The sequence below is a fragment of the Allobosea sp. OK403 genome, assembly GCF_900113835.1.
In the GTDB taxonomy this organism is placed as follows: Bacteria; Pseudomonadota; Alphaproteobacteria; order Rhizobiales; family Beijerinckiaceae; genus Allobosea.
On record NZ_FOQV01000003.1, the window covers coordinates 826,095 to 843,561 of the forward strand.

Consider the following 17,467-nt stretch of genomic DNA (forward strand, 5'->3'; position numbering starts at 1 on the left):
GGTCTCCACGGAGTTTATCCTTGGGCCGATCGAAGATCGGACCCGAGGGCTCCGCCCGAGAATGACGCGAAGGTTTACTGCGTCTTCGGCCCGAGATCGCGCGGAGCCGCGTTGACCGTGACGATCTGGCCGTTGCGAAGCTCCAGCACCGCCAGCCCGCGCTCGTTCTGGCCATCGGGGCGGAAGCGGAAGACGCCGTCGGCGCCCGCAAAGCCCGAGGCGTTGGTCAGCACCGCTTCCGAGAAGCGCTGCGAACCTTGCGTGCGGGCAAGCGCGGCGGCCAGTGAGACCGCATCATAGGCCAGGGTCGCGGTGCGGGTCGGGGCGCTGTTGAAGCGCTGCTGGTAGCGCCCGGCGAAGGCGTTGAAGCCGGCCGTATCGGGCGAGGCGAACCAGCCGCCCTGGATCGCGGGAACGCGCGCAACGGCGCCGTCGTTCCAGACGCCAGTGCCAAGCGGCTTGACCTTGGTCGGGTCGAACCCGCCCTGCTGCAAGGCGAGGCCGAGCGCCGGCATGGTGTCGGCTGCCGCCGGCACAAACAGCGCGTCGGCCTGCGGCAGCGACGGAGCAAGCCTGCCGACCGCCGCGCGCATGCTGTTGGCGTCGCCGCTAAAGCGCTCGATCGCCACGGTGCGCGCGCCGCGGTCGGCGACGGCCTGCTGGAAGGCAGCCTCGACGACCTTGCCGTAAGCGGTATCCGGCACCAGCGCGGCGAAGGATTTCTTACCCTGCGCCGAGGCGTAGCCGATGACGCGGTTGACGTCGTTCTCGGGCGGGAAGGAGAGCAGGTAGACGCCGCGCGTCGCGACATTGCTGTCGCTGGAGAAGGCCATGACCGGGCGGTTGGCGGAGCGCGCAACCTGCGCCGCAGCCTGGACGGAGGGCGCAAAGAGCGGGCCGATGATCAGCTCCGCACCCTCGCGCAGAGCCTCCTGGGTTCCAGCCTGCGCGCCCTCAGGCGTGCCGCGATCATCCTTGACCAGCAATGTCAGGTCGGCACCGGGGAATTCAGCGAGCGCCATCTCGGCCGCGTTGCGCAGCGAATTGCCGACCACGGCGCCCTGCCCTTCCGCCGTCAGCGGCAGGATGAGGCCGACCTTGACCTTGCCATTGCCGATCGTCTGGCCGGTGCTCGCCGGCTGGCCCTGGCCTGCGCCCGGAGAGCCCGTATCGAAGCCCGGCATTCCGGAGGGGCCACCGCTGCAGGCGGCGAGCGCGAGCGAGGCGAAGACCGCCAGCGCGGGGGTGCGCAGAGACAAGATCGGAGCGAGGTGCCAGGGGCGCAACACGGGGCGATCTCCAGTCATGAGCCGAACTCTGGACCTAAAACTTATGAACCGGTGCGACGAGAAGCCGCCCGATAGTGCAGTCCCCCGACCGTGGGGCTTTCCTGCCAGTCCGCAATGGTATTTTCAAGTTGTTAACTCTGAGTTGCGCTGCCCCGATCGGCCTTTCCACGGGCTGCGGCCGTGGCGAAAGCCGAGCGCTTGTGGCAGCGTGCAACCCATGTCGACCCAACCCTCCACACCGCGCTCTCCCAGCTACACCGCCTTCGGGCTCAAAGCCGAGGCTGAGCCGCTCGCGCCCGGGCTGCATATCGTCGCGACGCCGATCGGCAATCTGCGCGACATCTCCTTCCGCGCCCTGGCGACGCTTGCGGCGGCCGATGCGGTGCTCGCCGAGGACACCCGGACCTCGAAGACGCTGCTGGCGCATTACGGCATCTCGACGCCGCTATTGCCCTATCATGAGCACAACGCCGCGCTGATGCGCCCAAAGGTGCTGGCGAAGCTGCGCGAAGGCGGCCGGCTCGCCTTGATCTCGGATGCGGGCACGCCGCTGGTCTCCGACCCCGGCTACAAGCTCGTCGCCGATGTCGTGGCGGAAGGCTTAGCCGTGACCGGCATCCCCGGCCCCTCCGCTGTACTGGCGGCGCTGGTGCTGGCGGGACTGCCGACCGACCGCTTCTTCTTCGAGGGGTTCCTGCCGCCCAAGGCCGCGGCGCGGCGCGGCCGCCTGACCGAGCTCGCCGCGATTCCCGGCACGCTGGTCTTCTTCGAATCGCCGCGCCGTCTCGCCGAGATGCTGGGCGACGCCGCAGCCGTGCTCGGCGCGAGGCCGGCCGCCGTGGCGCGCGAACTGACCAAATATTACGAGAATGTCCGGCGCGGCTCGCTGGCCGAACTCGCCAGCCACTATGACAGCGAGGAGGAGGCGCGCGGCGAGATCGTCGTCATCATCGGCCCGCCCGGGGCCGAGGAATTGGCGCCGGCAGGCGACGTCATCGACGAACGACTGCGCGCCGCGCTGGCCGATGTCTCGCTGAAGGAGGCGGTGGCGCAGGTCGCGGCGCAGACCGGTCAGCCGCGCCGCAAGATCTACGCCCGCGCGCTCGAGCTGACTCGCGAGGAGCCTTGAGGGACGCTGCCCGCAGCGCTCGCGCCAAGCGCTCGGGCACAACCGGCAGACGCTCGGAATGGCTGGCGATCGTCTGGCTCTCCGTGAAGGGCTACCGGCTGCTGGCGCGGCGCTTCGGCGGCAAGGGCGGCGAGATCGACCTCATCGTCAAGCGCGGCCGCACCATCGCCTTCGTCGAGGTCAAGGCGCGCGGCGCGCTGGAGGATGCGCTCAGTGCCATCACGCCGCAGAAGCGCCGGCTCGTCGAGGCGCGAATCCGGCAATGGCTCGCACAAAATCCCTGGGCGATGGAGCATCATTTGCGGGCCGACGCGGTCTTTCTCGCGCCCCGGCGCTGGCCGCGCCATGTGCCGGGCGTGTTCGAGCTTGTCTTGTGACGCAAGGCATCCCACTTGCCGATGCGGTGCGCGCCGGTCGATAAGGGCGCGCTACACAATCGGAGCGCTCTTCCATGACCCTGAACGTCGCCATCCAGATGGACCCGATCGAGCGCGTCCGAATCGCCGGCGATACCGGCTTCGCGCTGATGCTGGAGGCGCAGGCGCGCGGACATACGCTCTACACCTACACGCCGGATAAGCTCTCGCTGCGCGACGGCAAGGTCACCGCCCGGATCAACCCGGTCACGGTGCGCGATGTTGAGGGTGACCATTTTACGGTGGGCACTGAGGAGCGCATCGATCTCTCGACGCTCGACGTCGTGCTGCTGCGGCAGGATCCGCCCTTCGACATGGCCTATGTCACGACGACCCATCTGCTCGAGCGCATCCACCCCAAGACGCTGGTGGTCAACAACCCGACCGAGGTGCGCAACGCGCCCGAAAAGATCCTGGTCACGCATTTCCCGGAGCTGATGCCGCAGACGCTGATCACCCGCGACAAGGCCGAGATCGAGGCGTTCCGCGACGAATTCGGCGAGATCGTGATGAAGCCGCTTTATGGCCATGGCGGCGCGACGGTGTTCAAGACCAGCAAGGAGGACCCGAATTTCGGTTCGCTCTTCGATCTCTTCTCCGGAATCTTCCGCGAGCCCTGGGTCGTGCAGCGCTTCATGAAGGAGGTCTCGGAAGGCGACAAGCGCATCATCCTGATCGACGGCAAGGCGGCGGGCGCGGTCAACCGGGTGCCGGCGGTGGGGGATCTGCGCGCCAATATGGTGCGCGGCGGCGCGGCAAGGCCGACCGATCTGTCGAAGCGCGAACTCGAGATCTGCGAGGCCATCGGCCCGACGCTGCGCGAGCGCGGCCTGCTGCTCGTCGGCATCGACGTGATCGGCGGCAACCTGACCGAGATCAATGTGACGGCGCCGACCGGCGTGCGCGCGATCAAGAAGCTCGGCGGGCCGGATCTGGCGGCGCAGCTATGGGATGTGATCGAGAGCAAGAGGGGCAGTCGGCAATAGGCAATCGGCAGTCGCCTTTCCCCTACTGCCCACTGCCTACTGCCGTCCCGCTCAGCGGATTCCCCGCATCCCAGCCATAGCGCATCGTCTCGAAGCGCATCGTCAGGGCGTCGACGAGCAGGAGCTTGCCGACCAGCGATTCGCCGAAGCCGGTGACGGCGCGCACCACCTCGAGCGCCATCAGCGAGCCCATCACGCCCGCGAGCGCCCCCAGCACACCGGCCTCGGCGCAGGGCGCGACCGTGCCGGGCGGCGGCTCCTGCGGGAAGAGGCAGCGATAGGTCGGGTTGGGCTTGCCGTCGGGGCCGGCCTCATGCGCCCGGATCGTCGTCAGCGAGCCGTCGAAACGGCCGAGCGCGGCAGTGACCAGTGGTCGCCGCTCATGGAAGCAGGCATCCGAGACGGCATAGCGCGTGGCGAAATTGTCCGAGCCTTCGGCGACGATGTCGTAGAAGGCGATCAGCGCGCGGGCATTGTGCGGATCGATGCGGGTGACGTGCTCCTCGACCACGACGTTGGGATTGAGCCCGCGGATGAATTCGGCCGCGACGACGGCCTTGTGCTCGCCGATGTCGGCGGTGCTGAAAATGGTCTGGCGTTGCAGATTGGAGAGCGAGACGATGTCGTCGTCGACGATGCCGATCTTGCCAATGCCCGCCGCCGCCAGATATTGCAGCAGCGGCGCACCCAGCCCGCCCGCGCCGATGACCAGAACACGGGCATTCTTCAGCCGGTTCTGGCCCGGCCCGCCGATCTCCGGCAGCACCAGATGGCGGGCATAGCGCTCGATCTCAGCATCGTTCAGGCTCATCCCCTACGGTTAAGCCGATCCCGGCGCTCCTGCAATCGCCGTGGAGGATGGTCGCAGGATCGCGGCGCGATCCCGGCTTGGCCGCGTCGCCAAGCCATGCCATCGTGAGCCCAGACAGGGCGGGAAAACCGCCCCAAAGATCGAACAGGGGAATGATCCATGCGGTTGAAATCTCTCGCGCTCGCGCTCGCCGGCGTCGCTCTTTCGGCCGTGGCCGCGATGTCTCAGCAAGCGATCAAGCCGGCGGTCGTCTATGACAAGGGCGGCAAGTTCGACAAATCCTTCAATGAGGCCGCCTATATCGGCGCGGAGAAGTTCAAGGCCGAGACCGGCGTGGAGTTCCGCGATTTCGAGCCGACCAACGAAGCCCAGATCGAGCAGGCGCTGCGCCGCTTCGCCCGCGACGGCAATTCGCCGATCATCGCCGTCGGCTTCTCGCAGGCGACGGCCCTGCAGAAGGTCGCGGCCGAGTTCCCGGACCTGAAATTCACCATCATCGACATGGTCGTCGAATTGCCGAACGTCCAGTCGATCGTGTTCAAGGAGCATGAAGGCTCCTATCTCGTCGGGCTTCTCGCCGGCATGGCCTCGAAGACCAACAAGGTCGGCTTCGTCGGCGGCATGGACATTCCGCTGATCCGCAAATTCGCCTGCGGCTATGTCCAGGGCGTCAAGGCCGCCAAGAAGGACGCCGAGATCTTCCAGAACATGACCGGCTCGACGCCCTCGGCCTGGAACGACCCGGTCAAGGGCGGCGAACTCGCCAAGTCGCAGATCGACCGTGGCGCCGACGTGATCTACCACGCGGCAGGCGGCACCGGCATCGGCGTGCTGCGCGCCGCAGCCGATGCCGGCAAGCTCGGCATCGGCGTCGATTCCAACCAGAACGGCCTGCAGCCCGGCAAGGTGCTGACCTCGATGCTGAAGCGCGTCGATGTAGCGGCCTATGCCTCCTTCAAGGCAGCACGCGACGGCACCTGGAAGCCCGGCATCTCGGTGCTGGGACTGAAGGAGGACGGCGTCGGCTGGGCGCTCGACGACGCCAACAAGGCGCTGATCACGCCCGAGATGAAGGCCGCAGCCGACAAGGCCAAGGCCGACATCATCAGCGGGGCCGTGAAGGTGCACGACTACATGTCGGATTCGAAGTGCACGATGTGATCTTCGCGACAGCGAAGGTCATCCCGGACGCGGCGCGGAAACCACGGCGCGATCCGGGATCGCGTGCCGAAGCACACATCCCATGAACATCACCATCCTCGGCTCGGGCGACGCCTTCGGATCCGGCGGGCGCTTCAACAGCTGCCTGCATGTCGAGGCGGGCGGAGAGCGCATGCTGCTCGATTGCGGCGCCTCGAGCCTGGTTGCGCTGAACAAGGCCGGCCTCGAACGCAACGGCATTTCGACGCTGCTGTTCACGCATTTCCATGGCGACCATTTCGGCGGCCTGCCGGCCTTCCTGCTCGACGCGCAATTCGTCTCGCGCCGCAAGGAGCCGCTGGTGATCGCGGGACCGCTCGGCGTCGAGCACCGGGCGCTGCATGCGCTCGACGCCGATTTCCCGGGGGCCGCTACCAATGCCTGGCGCTTCCCGATCCGCTATGTCGAGGTCACGCCCGAGAGCCCCGCGCCGCTCGCCGGGATCGACGTCACCGCCTTCCCGATGGTGCATGACGAGCGCGCCGGCCCTTGCCAGGGCTACCGGCTGGCCCATGGCGGCAAGGTCTTCGCCTTTTCCGGCGACACGGCCTGGACCGAGGCGCTGGTCCCGCTCGCAGCCGGGGCCGATGTGCTGCTGGTCGAGTGCTACACATGGGACGTCAAGCTCGCCAACCATCTCGACTACGAAACACTCGCCTCGCACCGGGCCGAGCTCAAGACGGCACGAATCGTGCTGACGCATATGGGCGTCTCGATGCTCGCGCATCGTGAGCCCTTGCCCGAGGAGCGGGCGCATGACGGCATGGTGATCGCGCTGTGACGAAGCCCCCACCTTCTGCCGTGAACCCGGCCGCCGCCATCGAACTGATCAGCATCTCGAAGCGCTTCGGCCCGGTCCAGGCCAATAAGGACGTATCGCTCAAGGTTGCTGCCGGCTCGATCCACGGCATCGTCGGCGAGAACGGGGCGGGAAAATCGACCTTGATGTCGATCCTCTACGGCTTCTACGAGGCCGATTCCGGCGAGATCAGGGTTTCGGGCACAGCCCGCAAGATCCGCTCCCCCGGCGAGGCCATCGCGGCCGGCATCGGCATGGTTCACCAGCATTTCATGCTGGTTGAGACGCTCTCCGTCGTCGAGAACGTCGTGCTCGGAGCCGAGGGCGGCGCATGGTTGAAAGGCGGGCTTGCCAAGGCGCGGGCCGAGCTCGCGCGGCTCTCGCAGGAATACGGCCTCGTCATCGACCCGGACGCCATCGTCGGCGATCTCTCCGTCGGCCTGCAGCAACGCGTCGAGATCCTGAAGGCGCTCTATCGCGGTGCCGATATCCTGATCCTCGACGAACCCACTGCCGTGCTGACACCGCCGGAAGCCGACCAGCTCTTTTGCCTGCTCAGGGCGCTGAAGGCCCAGGGCAAGACCGTGATCCTGATCACGCACAAGCTGCGCGAGATCATGGACGTGACCGACAGGGTTTCGGTGATGCGGCGCGGCGAGATGGTCGCACATGTCAAGACCGCCGAGACTTCGCCGGCCGCCCTGGCCGAGGCGATGGTCGGCCGGCGCGTGCTGCTGCGGGTCGAGAAAGCGCCACGCCAGCCTGGCCCGGCCGTGCTGGAGATCGCCGGGCTGTCCTATGTCGACGAGCGCGGCTGCGAGACGCTCAAGGACGCAAGCCTGACGCTGCATGCCGGCGAGATCGTCGGCATCGCCGGTGTCGCCGGCAACGGCCAGAGCGAATTGCTCGAGGTGCTGGCCGGGCTGATCCAGCCCTCGCGCGGCGTGATCCGGTTGAACGGGCAGATCCTCGACGCGACCGAGCGCAACCCCGCCCGCCTGCGCAAGCTTGGACTGATGCATATTCCCGAGGACCGACAGAAGGCTGGGCTCGTCACCGCCTTCTCGGCCGCCGAGAACGCGATCCTCGGCTATCACGGCGACCCCGCCTTCGGGCCCGGCCCCTTCCTGTCGCCCGCAGCGATCGAAGCCCATGCGCGCGCCGCCTTTACGGCCTATGACGTGCGCCCGCCCGATCCCGCGTTGAAGACGGCGAAGTTCTCCGGCGGCAACCAGCAGAAGATCGTGCTCGCCCGCGAGATCGAGCGCGCCCCAAAGGTGCTGCTCGTCGGCCAGCCGACGCGCGGCGTCGATATCGGCGCGATCGAGTTCATTCATCGCCGATTGATCGCGCTGCGCGATGCCGGCGTCGCGATCCTGCTGGTCTCGGTGGAGCTGGAGGAGGTGATGGCGCTGTCCGACCGGATCCTGGCCATGTGCGGTGGGCAGATCACGGGCGAACGCGCGGCGGAGACGGCCGACGAGCGCGATCTCGGGCTGCTGATGGCCGGCGTGACGGAGCGAGCGGCGTGATGCGTGGCAAGACGATGGAACTGTTTTTGGCCGACGGGACGGCCGAGGGTCTAACGATCTGCGACCTGAAAAACTGGTCCGGGCACGTCTTCAAATTTCGCCGCGAGGGTCTAGCGAGATTCCTATCGCTCCAAGAATCCTCTCGCACAGGCGTTTATATTCTTCGCGGAATCGACCTGTCTGACGGAGAGCCGAGGATCTATATCGGTGAAAGCGATAATATCGGCTCTCGACTAAAACAGCACTCCAAGAATCCTGATAAGGATTTTTGGTCAGAAACCTATATCATCTGCAGCAAAGATACGCATCTTACCAAGACGCACGCCCTATTTGTCGAATTTATGCTGATCGAGAAAGCTGCCGAGTCGGGGCGCTATCGCCTATCGAACTCCAAAATGAGCGCGTACGATTTAGCTTCGAAGGCTGACTCCGCGTACCTGCGATCGTTTGTCGATGACGCCCTCTTGGTCCTGTCCGCTACGGGACTCGACATCTTCGTTCCGCCGGCGGCCACCGCTGCAAAATTTGAAAGCGCTCACGCCACGCCAACCGACCCGACCATATCGGTCAGCATGGCCGACGACGTGCCGGACGCCGGACGGTCGTTTGAAAACGCGCCGCTTCATGTCGAGCTGCGAGACGTGAAGACCGGGCTTCGCGCGCTGGGGGTCGAAACCGAAGGAAAGATTCTTGTACTGAAAGGATCGCAGGTCAGCCTCGGCACGAAAGGTCTAGCTTCACATCTTGTCAAACGCCGCGAGGAGCTGATTCGCGACGGCATTTTGGCTCCCGCAGCCGAAGAAAGCCGACTCGAATTTCAAGTTGACTACCTCTTCAACCATGCCAGCCCAAGCGCAGCATTGATCGCCGGTCGGTCGATGCAGGGCCTCGACGACTGGAAGGATACGCATTCCGGCAAAACCCTTCGCGAAATATACGCGGAGAGAGCAGAGCGCGCCTCGGTTCGCGAAGCTGCCACGGCATGAGCGCCGCCCCCATCGACCTCCCGCGCTGGGCCGATGCAGGGCTGGTTCCGCTCGTATCCGTAGCGGCGGCCCTCGTCGTCGCAGGCCTCGTCGTCATCGGCATCGGCGAGAGCCCGCTGGAGGCGACGACGTTGCTGCTGCGCGGCGCGCTGGGCAGCGCCGAGGGCGTCAGCTTCACGCTCTACTACACGACGAACTTCATCTTCACCGGGCTTGCCGTCGCGGTCGCCTTCCATGCCGGACTGTTCAATATCGGCGGCGAGGGGCAGGCGACGATCGCCGGCATTTTCGTCGCGCTCGCCTGTCTCTGGCTTGCGCCTCTGCCCGGCATCCTGCTCGTGCCGCTGGCGATCCTCGCGGCGGCGGCCGGCGGCGCGCTCTACGGCTTCATTCCCGGCTGGCTCCAGGCAACGCGCGGCAGCCATGTCGTCATCACCACGATCATGTTCAATTTCATTGCCGCGACGCTCAGCGTCTACCTGCTGGTCGAGGTCATCGGAAAGCCCGGCTCGATGCAGGCCGAGACACCGGAATTCGCCCGGCACGCGATCCTGACGCCGATGCATGAATTGCTCGCGCCGCTCGGCCTCAAGCTGCCGGCGACGCCGCTGAACAGCGCCTTCCTGCTGGCACTGGCCGCACTCGTCGCGGTCTGGGCGCTGATCTATCGCTCGCGGCTGGGCTACGCGATCCGCACGGTCGGCGCCAATCCGCGCGCGGCCGCCTATGCCGGCATCTCGCCGGCCCGGATCATCATGGTCGCGATGGCGATCTCGGGCGCGCTCGCCGGCGGCCTTGCCGTCAACGAGGTCATGGGCGTGCAGCACCGGCTGCTGCTCGATTTCACCGCCGGCTATGGCTTCGTCGGCATCGCGGTCGCGCTGATGGGGCGCGGCCATCCGGTCGGCGTCGGGCTCGCGGCGCTGCTGTTCGGCGTGCTCTATCAGGGCGGAGCGGAGCTTTCCTTCGACAAGCCGAGCATCACCCGCGACATGGTGGTGGTCATCGGCGGCGTCATCATCCTGTTCGCCGGAGCGCTGGACGGGCTGTTCCGGCGGCTGGTGGCAGGCCTGCTGCGGCCGGGGCGTCCGTCATGACAATCATCTCGCAAGAAAACACGCCTGTCGTCCCGGGCGACCGCAGGGAGACCCGGGACCCATGCCGGAACACGTGCCGGAAAGGCTCAGGCATGGGTCCCGGATCTCCGCTTCGCTGCGTCCGGGACGACGGCGTGTTTCCCAAGCAATACGGCGGTGACTGACCATGGAATGGGTCCAGACCATCGCCGTCGTGCTCGACTCCGCCGTCAGGTTGTCGGTCCCGCTGCTCTGCGCCGCATTGGCGGGGCTGTGGTCGGAGCGGGCCGGCATTGTCGATATCGGGCTCGAGGGCAAGATGCTGATCGCCGCCTTCGCCTCGGCCGTCGCCGCCTTCGCGACAGGCTCGGCCTGGGTGGGACTTGGCGCCGGCATCCTCGCCTCCGTCATGCTCGCACTGGTGCATGGTTTCGCCGCGATCACCTGGCGCGGCAACCAGATCGTCTCCGGCGTCGCCATCAACATGCTGGCGGCGGGGCTGACCGTGATCCTCGGCAATGCCTGGTACGGCCAGGGCGGACGCACCCCCTCGCTCGAAGGGCCGGCACGCTTCCCCGACCTGACGCTGCCCCTCGGCGCCTGGGCGCGCGAACATGTGCCGGTCGTGGGGACGATCTATGACGAGGTCGTCTCCGGCCATGCCGCGCCGGTCTACCTCGCCTTTGGCTGCCTGCTTCTGACTGCCCTTGTGCTGAAGCGGACGCGGTTCGGCTTGCGGCTGCGGGCCGTCGGCGAGAACCCAGCGGCGGTCGACACGGCCGGCATCTCCGTCGCGGGGCTGCGCTATGGCGCGGTGATCATCTGCGGAGCACTGTGCGGGCTGGGCGGAACCTATCTCGCCGTCTCGCAATCGGCCGGCTTCCTGCCGCATATGACCGCCGGCAAGGGCTTCATTGCGCTCGCCGCCGTGATCTTCGCGAATTGGCGCCCCTGGCCAGCGCTGGGCGCCTGCCTGCTCTTCGGCCTGCTCGACGCGGTTGCGATCAGGCTGCAAGGCGTCATAGTGCCCGGCATCGGCCAAGTGCCGGTGCAGGCGATCCAGGCCCTGCCCTATCTGATGACGGTGATCCTGCTCGCCGGCTTCATCGGCAAATCGACGCCGCCAAAGGCCTCGGGCCTACCCTATGTCAAGGAACGCTGAGCCGAGATGACCGACGAGCCCGATTTCGACGCCCTTTTCGCGGTAGCCCAACCTGTCCAGGCTCGGGCCTACGCGCCCTATTCACGTTTCAAGGTCGGCGCGGCCCTGCTCGCCGATGACGGCGCGGTCTATTCCGGCTGCAATGTCGAGAACGCCTCCTATCCGGTCGGCGTCTGCGCCGAGGCGGGCGCGATCTCGGCCATGATCGCCGGTGGCGGGCGCGCCATCCGCGCTTTGCTCGTGCTCGGCGACGGCGATGCGCTGGTCACGCCCTGCGGCGGTTGCCGCCAGCGCATCCGCGAATTCGCCGCGCCCGAGACCCTGATCGCGATCGCCGGCCCAAACGGCATTCGCGCTCGCTTTTCGCTGGCCGAGCTGTTGCCAGCCTCCTTCGGACCAGACAATTTGCGCCAGTGATTTGCGCAATCGACGAGTGTTCGTCCGCATGGGTGAATCCGAAGGCCAGGGGGCGGACGAATGGCTGTTGACGCAATCTTCGACGAGGCAGCAGGAACGCTGATCGAACGCGGGGTCGATGGCCCTATCGACTGCGCCCTCGTGCTCGGAACCGGGCTCGGCCGCATCGCCGACGACATGACCGACATGGTCACGATTCCGTTCACGGAGGTCCCCGGCTTTCCCCTGGGCGAGGTCTCGGGCCACGCCCGGCAGCTCTGCTACGGCACGCTGTTCGGCAAGAAGGTGCTGATCTTCCAGGGCCGGGCGCATTATTACGAGACCGGAGACCCGGCAGTGATGCGCGTGCCCCTCGGCATGCTGACCGCCTTCGGCTCACCGCCCCTGATTCTCACCAATGCGGCAGGCTCGCTGAAGCCCGATCTCCGGCCCGGCGGGCTCGCGCTGATCACCGACCACATCAACCTCAACGGCCCCAATCCGCTGGTCGGCGATGTCGGCGACGGCCGCTTCGTGCCGATGGTCGATGCCTATGATCCGCATCTGCGCCAGCGCCTGAAGAAGGCCGCCCAGAGCTCCGGCGCCAATCTCGGCGAAGGCGTCTATATGTGGTTCACCGGTCCCAGCTTCGAGACACCGGCCGAGATCAGGATGGCAAAGACGCTCGGCGCCGACCTCGTCGGCATGTCGACCGTGCCCGAGGTCATCCTCGCCCGGCGCTTCGGCATCCGTGTCGCCGCCATCTCGGTCATCACCAATATGGGGGCGGGTCTGCTCGGCGGCGCACCGCAACATGGCGAGACGCGCGATGTCGCGACAGCCGCCTCGACCGGGTTGCGGCGCCTCTTCCGCAGCTTCCTGTCGGAGCTCTGACCCGATGTCCGACGCATCCGTTGCGGCGCGCGCGCTCGCCCTGCTCGATCTGACGGACCTTGCCGAAGATGCGAGCGAGGCCGGCCTGGTCAGCCTGTGCGCACGCGCCGTCGCCGCGCCCGGCCCGGTCGCGGCCATATGCATCTGGCCGCGCTTCATCCGCCAGGCCCGCGCCTTGCTGGGCGACGGGCCCGTGCGCATCGCAACCGTGGTGAATTTCCCCGAAGGCGGGACGGCCATCGCCCCGGTCCTGCGCGAGACCGAACAAGCGCTCACTGAGGGCGCCGACGAGATCGACCTCGTCCTGCCCTGGCAGGCTTTCCTCGCCGGCTTTCTCGACAGCCCGCACGCCATGGTCAGCCTGGTGAAATCGCGCTGCGGCGACAAGCGGCTCAAGGTCATCCTGGAGACCGGCGAATATCCCGATCTCGCCCAGGTCCAGGCCGCCGCCGAGCTCGCCATCGCGGCAGGGGCTGACTTCATCAAGACCTCGACCGGCAAGACGGCGCATTCGGCCAGTATTCCCGCCGCTCGGACGATGCTGCAGGTCATCGGGGCGACCAAGCGCCCCGTCGGATTGAAACCCTCCGGCGGCATCAGGAGTTTGTCCGATGCGGCGAGCTATCTCGCGCTTGCCGACGCGATCATGGGGCCTGACTGGGCGACGCCGGAAACCTTCCGTTTCGGTGCGAGCGGGTTGCATCAGGTGCTCGTCGACGTGATCGCGGGCGGCGCGGCGGGACAGGCCAACGGACCTTATTGAGATGAAGCTGACCCAGGAGATCATCGCCGCCAAGCGTGACGGCGCTGAATTGCCGGATGCCGACATCCGGCAGTTCGTCGCGGGCATCACCGACGGCTCGGTCAGCGAGGGCCAGGCCGCCGCCTTTGCGATGGCAATCTTCTTCCGCGACATGACGGCGAAGGAGCGCGTCGCGCTGACGCTCGCCATGCGCGATTCCGGCACAGTGCTGAACTGGGACGACCTGCCCGGCCCCGCCCTCGACAAGCATTCGACCGGCGGCGTCGGCGACACTGTGAGCCTGCCATTGGCGGCGGCGGTCGCGGCCTGCGGCGGCTTCGTACCAATGATCTCGGGGCGCGGGCTCGGCCATACCGGCGGCACGCTCGACAAGCTCGACGCCGTGCCGGGCTATGTCACGCAGCCCGATATCGCGCTGTTCCGCAAGGTGGTGCGCGAGCAGGGCTGCGCCATCATCGGCCAGACCGCCGATCTCGCCCCCGCCGACAAGCGGCTCTACGCCATCCGCGACGTGACGGCGACGGTCGAGACCATCCCGCTTCTGACCTCCTCGATCCTGTCGAAGAAGCTCGCCGCCGGGCTGCATGGCCTCGCTATGGATGTGAAGTTCGGCTCCGGCGCCTTCCTGACCGATTACGGCCAGGCGCGGGCACTCGCCGACGCGCTGGTCGGCGTCGCCAATGGCGCGGGCCTGCCGACGACGGCCCTGATGACAGACATGGACGAGCCCCTGGCGAGCGCAGCCGGCAACGCGCTCGAAGTCGCCTATGCGCTCGACCATCTGACAGGCAGGCGGCGCGAGCCGCGCTTCCATGAGGCGACGGTGGCGCTGGCGGCAGAGATGCTGCTGCTGGGCCGGCTCGCGGGCGATCTCGCCGAGGCCCGCGCGAAGATCGAGGCCGCTTTCGCCTCGGGCGCGGCGGCAGAGCGCTTCGCGCGCATGGTCGCGGCGCTGGGCGGGCCGACGGACCTGCTGGAACGGCCGGAGAAGTACCTCGCGCCGGCGCCTATCGTGAAGCCCGTCTTTCCCGTTGCGCCGGGCACGGTCCAGGCCATCGACACGCGCGGCGTCGGCTTCGCCATCGTCGCGCTCGGCGGCGGGCGCAGCCGCGCCGAAGACCGGATCGACCACAGCGTCGGCATCGTCGATCTCGCCGGCATCGGCGACACGGCGGGGCCGGACCGTCCCCTCGGCATCGTTCATGCAGGTAGCGAAGCCGGCTTCGCTGCCGCCGAGGCCCGCTTGCGGCAGGCCTATCGCATCGGCGAGGGTAAGGCCGGACACGGCCCGCTCGTCACGGAACGCATCACGGAGAGTTCGCACGCATGAGTCTGCTTTTGGCCATGACCGGTTGGCATGTCGAGGATTGGCGCGCCCGCTTCCAGGCGCTGCTGCCCGACATCCCCGTGGTGATTCTCGGCGAGCCCTTCGATCGGCGCGCAGTGCATTACGTTGCGAGCTGGAAGCACCCCGAGGGTAGCCTTGCCGGACTGCCGAACCTCGCCGCGATCTTCTCGCTCGGCGCCGGCGTCGATTTCCTCTTCGCCGACCAGCGCCTGCCCGAGGCGCCGATCGCGCGTGTCGTCGACCCCGACCTGACGACGCGGATGAGCGAATACATCGTGCTGCACTGCCTGATGATCCTGCGTCAGCAGCGCCGCTATGACCGACAGCAGCCCCTCAAGAGCTGGGAGGACGACCGCCACCAGCCCGCCGCGCGCTCGGTACGTGTCGGCATCATGGGGCTCGGCGAGCTCGGGCTCGATGCGGCCCGCAAGCTCCAGGTCATGGGTTTCGACGTGGCAAGCTGGAGCCGCAGCCTCAAGAGCGTCGAGGGCCTCACCACCTTCGCCGGCGAGGACGGCATGGCCGCGTTCCTGGCGCGCACCGACATCCTCGTCAGCCTGCTGCCGCTGACGCCGGAGACGAAGGGCACGATCAACGCCGCCCTGCTCGCCGGCCTCGCAAGGGATGGCCGGCTCGGCGGGCCGTTCCTGATAAACGCCGGGCGCGGCGGCTTGCAGGTCGAGGCTGATATTGTGGCCGCGCTGGAGGCCGGCACGCTCAAGGGCGCGACGCTCGATGTGTTCGAGACCGAGCCGCTGCCGGCGGCCTCCCCGCTCTGGAGCCATCCGGCGGTGACGGTGACGCCGCACAACGCCGCGATGTCGGAACCCGAAGCGGTGGCAAATCTGATCGCAGCGCAGATCCGGCGCCTGGAAGCAGGCCGGCCGCTGGAGCATGTCGTCGATCCGAAGCGGGGGTATTGATCCCTTGTCATTCCGGAGCGCTGCGGAGCAGCGAACCCGGAACCCCGACCGGGTGAGCATGATCGACTGAGGTTATCGGAGATCGCGCCCAGTCGTGGGTTCCGGGTTCGCGCCTGCGGCGCGCCCCGGAATGACAAAGATGGGCCGTCACCGCTCCGTCATCCCACCGTCGCGGCGCTGAAATCCGGCAAGGCCAATCGAGCGGGGTGTTTCAACCCCAGCCCGGAGCGTTCCATGCGCCTGTCCCTCGTCGCAGCCTTGCTGCTGTCATCGACCATCCTCGCCGGCGCCCAGGATGCGCAGAAGGAATTCCCCGCCAAGCTCGCCGGCCATGCCCTGCTGCCGGCTAACACGGTCATCGCCGCGCCAGCCGATGCGCCGGCCGACCTCAAGGTCTCCGGCAAGTTCGTCACGCCCGGCAAGCGCGTCGAGGCGGTCGGCACGGTGATGGGCACCTCAGGGGGGCGCCCGACCGGCCTGTCGACGCCGTTTGCCGGCCAGCCGGTGCAGGGCTTCTCCGGCATCCGCTCGCTGGGCAATAGCGAGTTCCTGGTGCTGACCGATAACGGCTTCGGCGCCAAGGCGAATTCGCCGGACGCGATGCTGTTCTTCCACCGCCTCAAGGCCGATTTCGCCAGCGGCAAGATCGAACGGACCGCGACCACCTTCCTGCACGACCCCGACAAGAAGATCCCCTTCCGCATCGTCCATGAGGGCACGGAAAAGCGCTATCTGACCGGTGCGGATTTCGATCCGGAATCGATCCAGCCGATCGGCGGCAAATTCTGGATCGGCGAGGAGTTCGGCCCCTATCTCATCCGCGTCGACGCCGACGGCAAGGTCGAGGCCGTGCTCGAGACGCTCGTCGACGGCAAGCCCGCCCGCTCGCCCGACCACTACGCCGTGACGACGCCCAACGCGCCCAACCTCCCGGTCGAATTCAATGTCCGCCGCTCCAAGGGCTTTGAGGGCATGGCGCAGTCGCCCGACGGCCGCTTCCTCTATCCGCTGCTGGAAGGCCCGCTGTGGAACGCCGAGACCAAGGGCAATGAGGAGGTCGACGGCAAGGAGGTGCTGCGCATCCTCGAATTCGACGTAGCCGCCGAGAAGTGGACCGGCCGTTCCTGGTTCTTCCCGCTGGAGCAGAAGGGCCTCGCCATCGGCGACTTCAACATGATTGACGGAACTACAGCTCTCATTATCGAAAGAGATAACGGCGAAGGCACCGCCGACAAGGCCTGCCCCGCCGGCCAGAAGGGCCCCGACTGCTTCCACGACCTCGCCAAGTTCAAGCGCATCGTGAAGATCGAAATGACCGACGCCAATGTCGGCAAGCCGGTGCGCAAGGTCGGCTTCATCGACCTCATGAAGATCGCCGACCCGGACAAGAAAGCCCGCCAGGGCGCCATCGACGGCGTGCTGCCCTTCCCCTTCTTCACCATCGAGAACGTCGATGTGGTCGACCGCGCCAACGGCATCATCGTCGTCGGCAACGACAACAACCTGCCCTTCTCCTCCTCGCGCGACCCGAAGAAGGCCGACGACAACGAGCTCGTGCTGCTCTCGGTGAAGGAACTGCTCGACGCGAAATGAGTCGGGCCGCGCGCCTGATCCTTCAAGTTGCGGACAGGTAAGTCTGCGCCTTGAAAATCTCCGATCAAGTCATGGCCGGCCTTTGGCCGGCCATGTTCGTTAGGGAAACCTGCCCTTGAATAGCGATTTTCGCAGGATTATATTAGCACGCACCAAGCACTCCA

17 protein-coding genes are annotated in these 17,467 nt (G+C 67.0%); 15 read left to right on the plus strand and 2 right to left on the minus strand.

What is annotated here, in order from left to right; translation table 11 throughout:
* Positions 1 to 74: 74 nt before the first annotated feature.
* Positions 75 to 1,307 (minus strand): penicillin-binding protein activator, encoded by a 1,233-nt coding sequence (locus tag BMZ97_RS15115; protein ID WP_092170808.1) that lies wholly within the window; start codon positions 1,305 to 1,307, stop codon positions 75 to 77.
* Positions 1,308 to 1,506: 199 nt separating this feature from the next.
* On the opposite strand from BMZ97_RS15115, the gene rsmI reads away from it, so the two are divergent.
* From rsmI to gshB, 3 genes are all read left to right on the plus strand, one after another.
* Entirely contained in the window at positions 1,507 to 2,418 is a 912-nt protein-coding gene (gene rsmI, locus BMZ97_RS15120) for a 16S rRNA (cytidine(1402)-2'-O)-methyltransferase (protein ID WP_069689730.1), read from the plus strand.
* Positions 2,415 to 2,795 carry a YraN family protein gene (locus tag BMZ97_RS15125; RefSeq protein WP_092170811.1) on the plus strand — a complete coding sequence of 127 codons (381 nt, stop codon included), beginning with the start codon at positions 2,415 to 2,417 and terminating at the stop codon, positions 2,793 to 2,795. Before rsmI ends, BMZ97_RS15125 begins: the two co-directional genes overlap by 4 nt.
* Positions 2,796 to 2,869: 74 nt before the next feature.
* The gene (gshB, locus tag BMZ97_RS15130; protein WP_092170814.1) at positions 2,870 to 3,820 is read left to right on the plus strand and encodes a glutathione synthase; all 951 of its coding nucleotides are present in this window, start codon (positions 2,870 to 2,872) and stop codon (positions 3,818 to 3,820) included.
* A 22-nt stretch (positions 3,821 to 3,842) separates the two neighbouring features.
* On the opposite strand, the gene BMZ97_RS15135 is transcribed toward gshB, so the two are convergent.
* Entirely contained in the window at positions 3,843 to 4,631 is a 789-nt protein-coding gene (locus BMZ97_RS15135) for a HesA/MoeB/ThiF family protein (protein ID WP_092170816.1), read from the minus strand.
* 219 nt (positions 4,632 to 4,850) lie between these two features.
* Between BMZ97_RS15135 and BMZ97_RS15140 the strand changes: the two genes are divergently transcribed.
* The 12 genes from BMZ97_RS15140 to BMZ97_RS15195 all read left to right on the plus strand — a co-directional run bounded on the left by BMZ97_RS15140 (position 4,851) and on the right by BMZ97_RS15195 (position 17,303).
* Positions 4,851 to 5,792 (plus strand): BMP family lipoprotein, encoded by a 942-nt coding sequence (locus tag BMZ97_RS15140; protein WP_244546445.1) that lies wholly within the window; start codon positions 4,851 to 4,853, stop codon positions 5,790 to 5,792.
* A gap of 82 nt (positions 5,793 to 5,874) precedes the next feature.
* Entirely contained in the window at positions 5,875 to 6,612 is a 738-nt protein-coding gene (locus BMZ97_RS15145; RefSeq protein ID WP_092170822.1) for an MBL fold metallo-hydrolase, read from the plus strand.
* A 20-nt stretch (positions 6,613 to 6,632) separates the two neighbouring features.
* Positions 6,633 to 8,162, plus strand: a complete 1,530-nt coding sequence (locus BMZ97_RS15150) for an ABC transporter ATP-binding protein (RefSeq protein WP_092170825.1) — start codon at positions 6,633 to 6,635, stop codon at positions 8,160 to 8,162.
* Positions 8,162 to 9,148 (plus strand): GIY-YIG nuclease family protein, encoded by a 987-nt coding sequence (locus tag BMZ97_RS15155; RefSeq protein WP_092170827.1) that lies wholly within the window; start codon positions 8,162 to 8,164, stop codon positions 9,146 to 9,148. Before BMZ97_RS15150 ends, BMZ97_RS15155 begins: the two co-directional genes overlap by 1 nt.
* Positions 9,145 to 10,245, plus strand: coding sequence for an ABC transporter permease (locus tag BMZ97_RS15160; protein WP_092170830.1), 1,101 nt, complete (start codon positions 9,145 to 9,147; stop codon positions 10,243 to 10,245). Before BMZ97_RS15155 ends, BMZ97_RS15160 begins: the two co-directional genes overlap by 4 nt.
* 166 nt (positions 10,246 to 10,411) lie before the next feature.
* On the plus strand, positions 10,412 to 11,386 hold the full coding sequence (locus BMZ97_RS15165) for an ABC transporter permease (protein ID WP_092170833.1): 975 nt from the start codon (positions 10,412 to 10,414) through the stop codon (positions 11,384 to 11,386).
* A 6-nt stretch (positions 11,387 to 11,392) separates the two neighbouring features.
* The gene (locus tag BMZ97_RS15170) at positions 11,393 to 11,803 is read left to right on the plus strand and encodes a cytidine deaminase (RefSeq protein ID WP_092170835.1); all 411 of its coding nucleotides are present in this window, start codon (positions 11,393 to 11,395) and stop codon (positions 11,801 to 11,803) included.
* A gap of 60 nt (positions 11,804 to 11,863) precedes the next feature.
* Positions 11,864 to 12,676, plus strand: a complete 813-nt coding sequence (locus tag BMZ97_RS15175) for a purine-nucleoside phosphorylase (RefSeq protein ID WP_092170837.1) — start codon at positions 11,864 to 11,866, stop codon at positions 12,674 to 12,676.
* 4 nt (positions 12,677 to 12,680) lie between these two features.
* Positions 12,681 to 13,439 (plus strand): deoxyribose-phosphate aldolase, encoded by a 759-nt coding sequence (gene deoC / locus BMZ97_RS15180; protein WP_092170840.1) that lies wholly within the window; start codon positions 12,681 to 12,683, stop codon positions 13,437 to 13,439.
* Position 13,440: 1 nt separating this feature from the next.
* Positions 13,441 to 14,769, plus strand: a complete 1,329-nt coding sequence (deoA, locus tag BMZ97_RS15185; RefSeq protein WP_092170843.1) for a thymidine phosphorylase — start codon at positions 13,441 to 13,443, stop codon at positions 14,767 to 14,769.
* Positions 14,766 to 15,710, plus strand: a complete 945-nt coding sequence (locus BMZ97_RS15190) for a 2-hydroxyacid dehydrogenase (protein ID WP_092170847.1) — start codon at positions 14,766 to 14,768, stop codon at positions 15,708 to 15,710. The genes deoA and BMZ97_RS15190 overlap by 4 nt, the downstream gene beginning before the upstream one ends.
* Before the next feature lie 234 nt (positions 15,711 to 15,944).
* On the plus strand, positions 15,945 to 17,303 hold the full coding sequence (locus BMZ97_RS15195; protein WP_092170850.1) for an esterase-like activity of phytase family protein: 1,359 nt from the start codon (positions 15,945 to 15,947) through the stop codon (positions 17,301 to 17,303).
* The last annotated feature ends 164 nt before the right edge of the window (positions 17,304 to 17,467 follow it).

What these genes read in the sequence shown, in the direction of transcription:
- BMZ97_RS15115 (WP_092170808.1), bottom strand. Translation starts at nt 1,307, where the DNA reads ATGACTGGAGATCGCCCCGTGTTGCGCCCCTGGCACCTCGCTCCGATC.
- rsmI (WP_069689730.1), top strand. Translation starts at nt 1,507, where the DNA reads ATGTCGACCCAACCCTCCACACCGCGCTCTCCCAGCTACACCGCCTTC.
- gshB (WP_092170814.1), top strand. Translation starts at nt 2,870, where the DNA reads ATGACCCTGAACGTCGCCATCCAGATGGACCCGATCGAGCGCGTCCGA.
- BMZ97_RS15135 (WP_092170816.1), bottom strand. Translation starts at nt 4,631, where the DNA reads ATGAGCCTGAACGATGCTGAGATCGAGCGCTATGCCCGCCATCTGGTG.
- BMZ97_RS15140 (WP_244546445.1), top strand. Translation starts at nt 4,851, where the DNA reads ATGTCTCAGCAAGCGATCAAGCCGGCGGTCGTCTATGACAAGGGCGGC.
- BMZ97_RS15145 (WP_092170822.1), top strand. Translation starts at nt 5,875, where the DNA reads ATGAACATCACCATCCTCGGCTCGGGCGACGCCTTCGGATCCGGCGGG.
- BMZ97_RS15155 (WP_092170827.1), top strand. Translation starts at nt 8,162, where the DNA reads ATGCGTGGCAAGACGATGGAACTGTTTTTGGCCGACGGGACGGCCGAG.
- BMZ97_RS15160 (WP_092170830.1), top strand. Translation starts at nt 9,145, where the DNA reads ATGAGCGCCGCCCCCATCGACCTCCCGCGCTGGGCCGATGCAGGGCTG.
- BMZ97_RS15165 (WP_092170833.1), top strand. Translation starts at nt 10,412, where the DNA reads ATGGAATGGGTCCAGACCATCGCCGTCGTGCTCGACTCCGCCGTCAGG.
- BMZ97_RS15170 (WP_092170835.1), top strand. Translation starts at nt 11,393, where the DNA reads ATGACCGACGAGCCCGATTTCGACGCCCTTTTCGCGGTAGCCCAACCT.
- BMZ97_RS15175 (WP_092170837.1), top strand. Translation starts at nt 11,864, where the DNA reads ATGGCTGTTGACGCAATCTTCGACGAGGCAGCAGGAACGCTGATCGAA.
- deoC (WP_092170840.1), top strand. Translation starts at nt 12,681, where the DNA reads ATGTCCGACGCATCCGTTGCGGCGCGCGCGCTCGCCCTGCTCGATCTG.
- deoA (WP_092170843.1), top strand. Translation starts at nt 13,441, where the DNA reads ATGAAGCTGACCCAGGAGATCATCGCCGCCAAGCGTGACGGCGCTGAA.
- BMZ97_RS15190 (WP_092170847.1), top strand. Translation starts at nt 14,766, where the DNA reads ATGAGTCTGCTTTTGGCCATGACCGGTTGGCATGTCGAGGATTGGCGC.
- BMZ97_RS15195 (WP_092170850.1), top strand. Translation starts at nt 15,945, where the DNA reads ATGCGCCTGTCCCTCGTCGCAGCCTTGCTGCTGTCATCGACCATCCTC.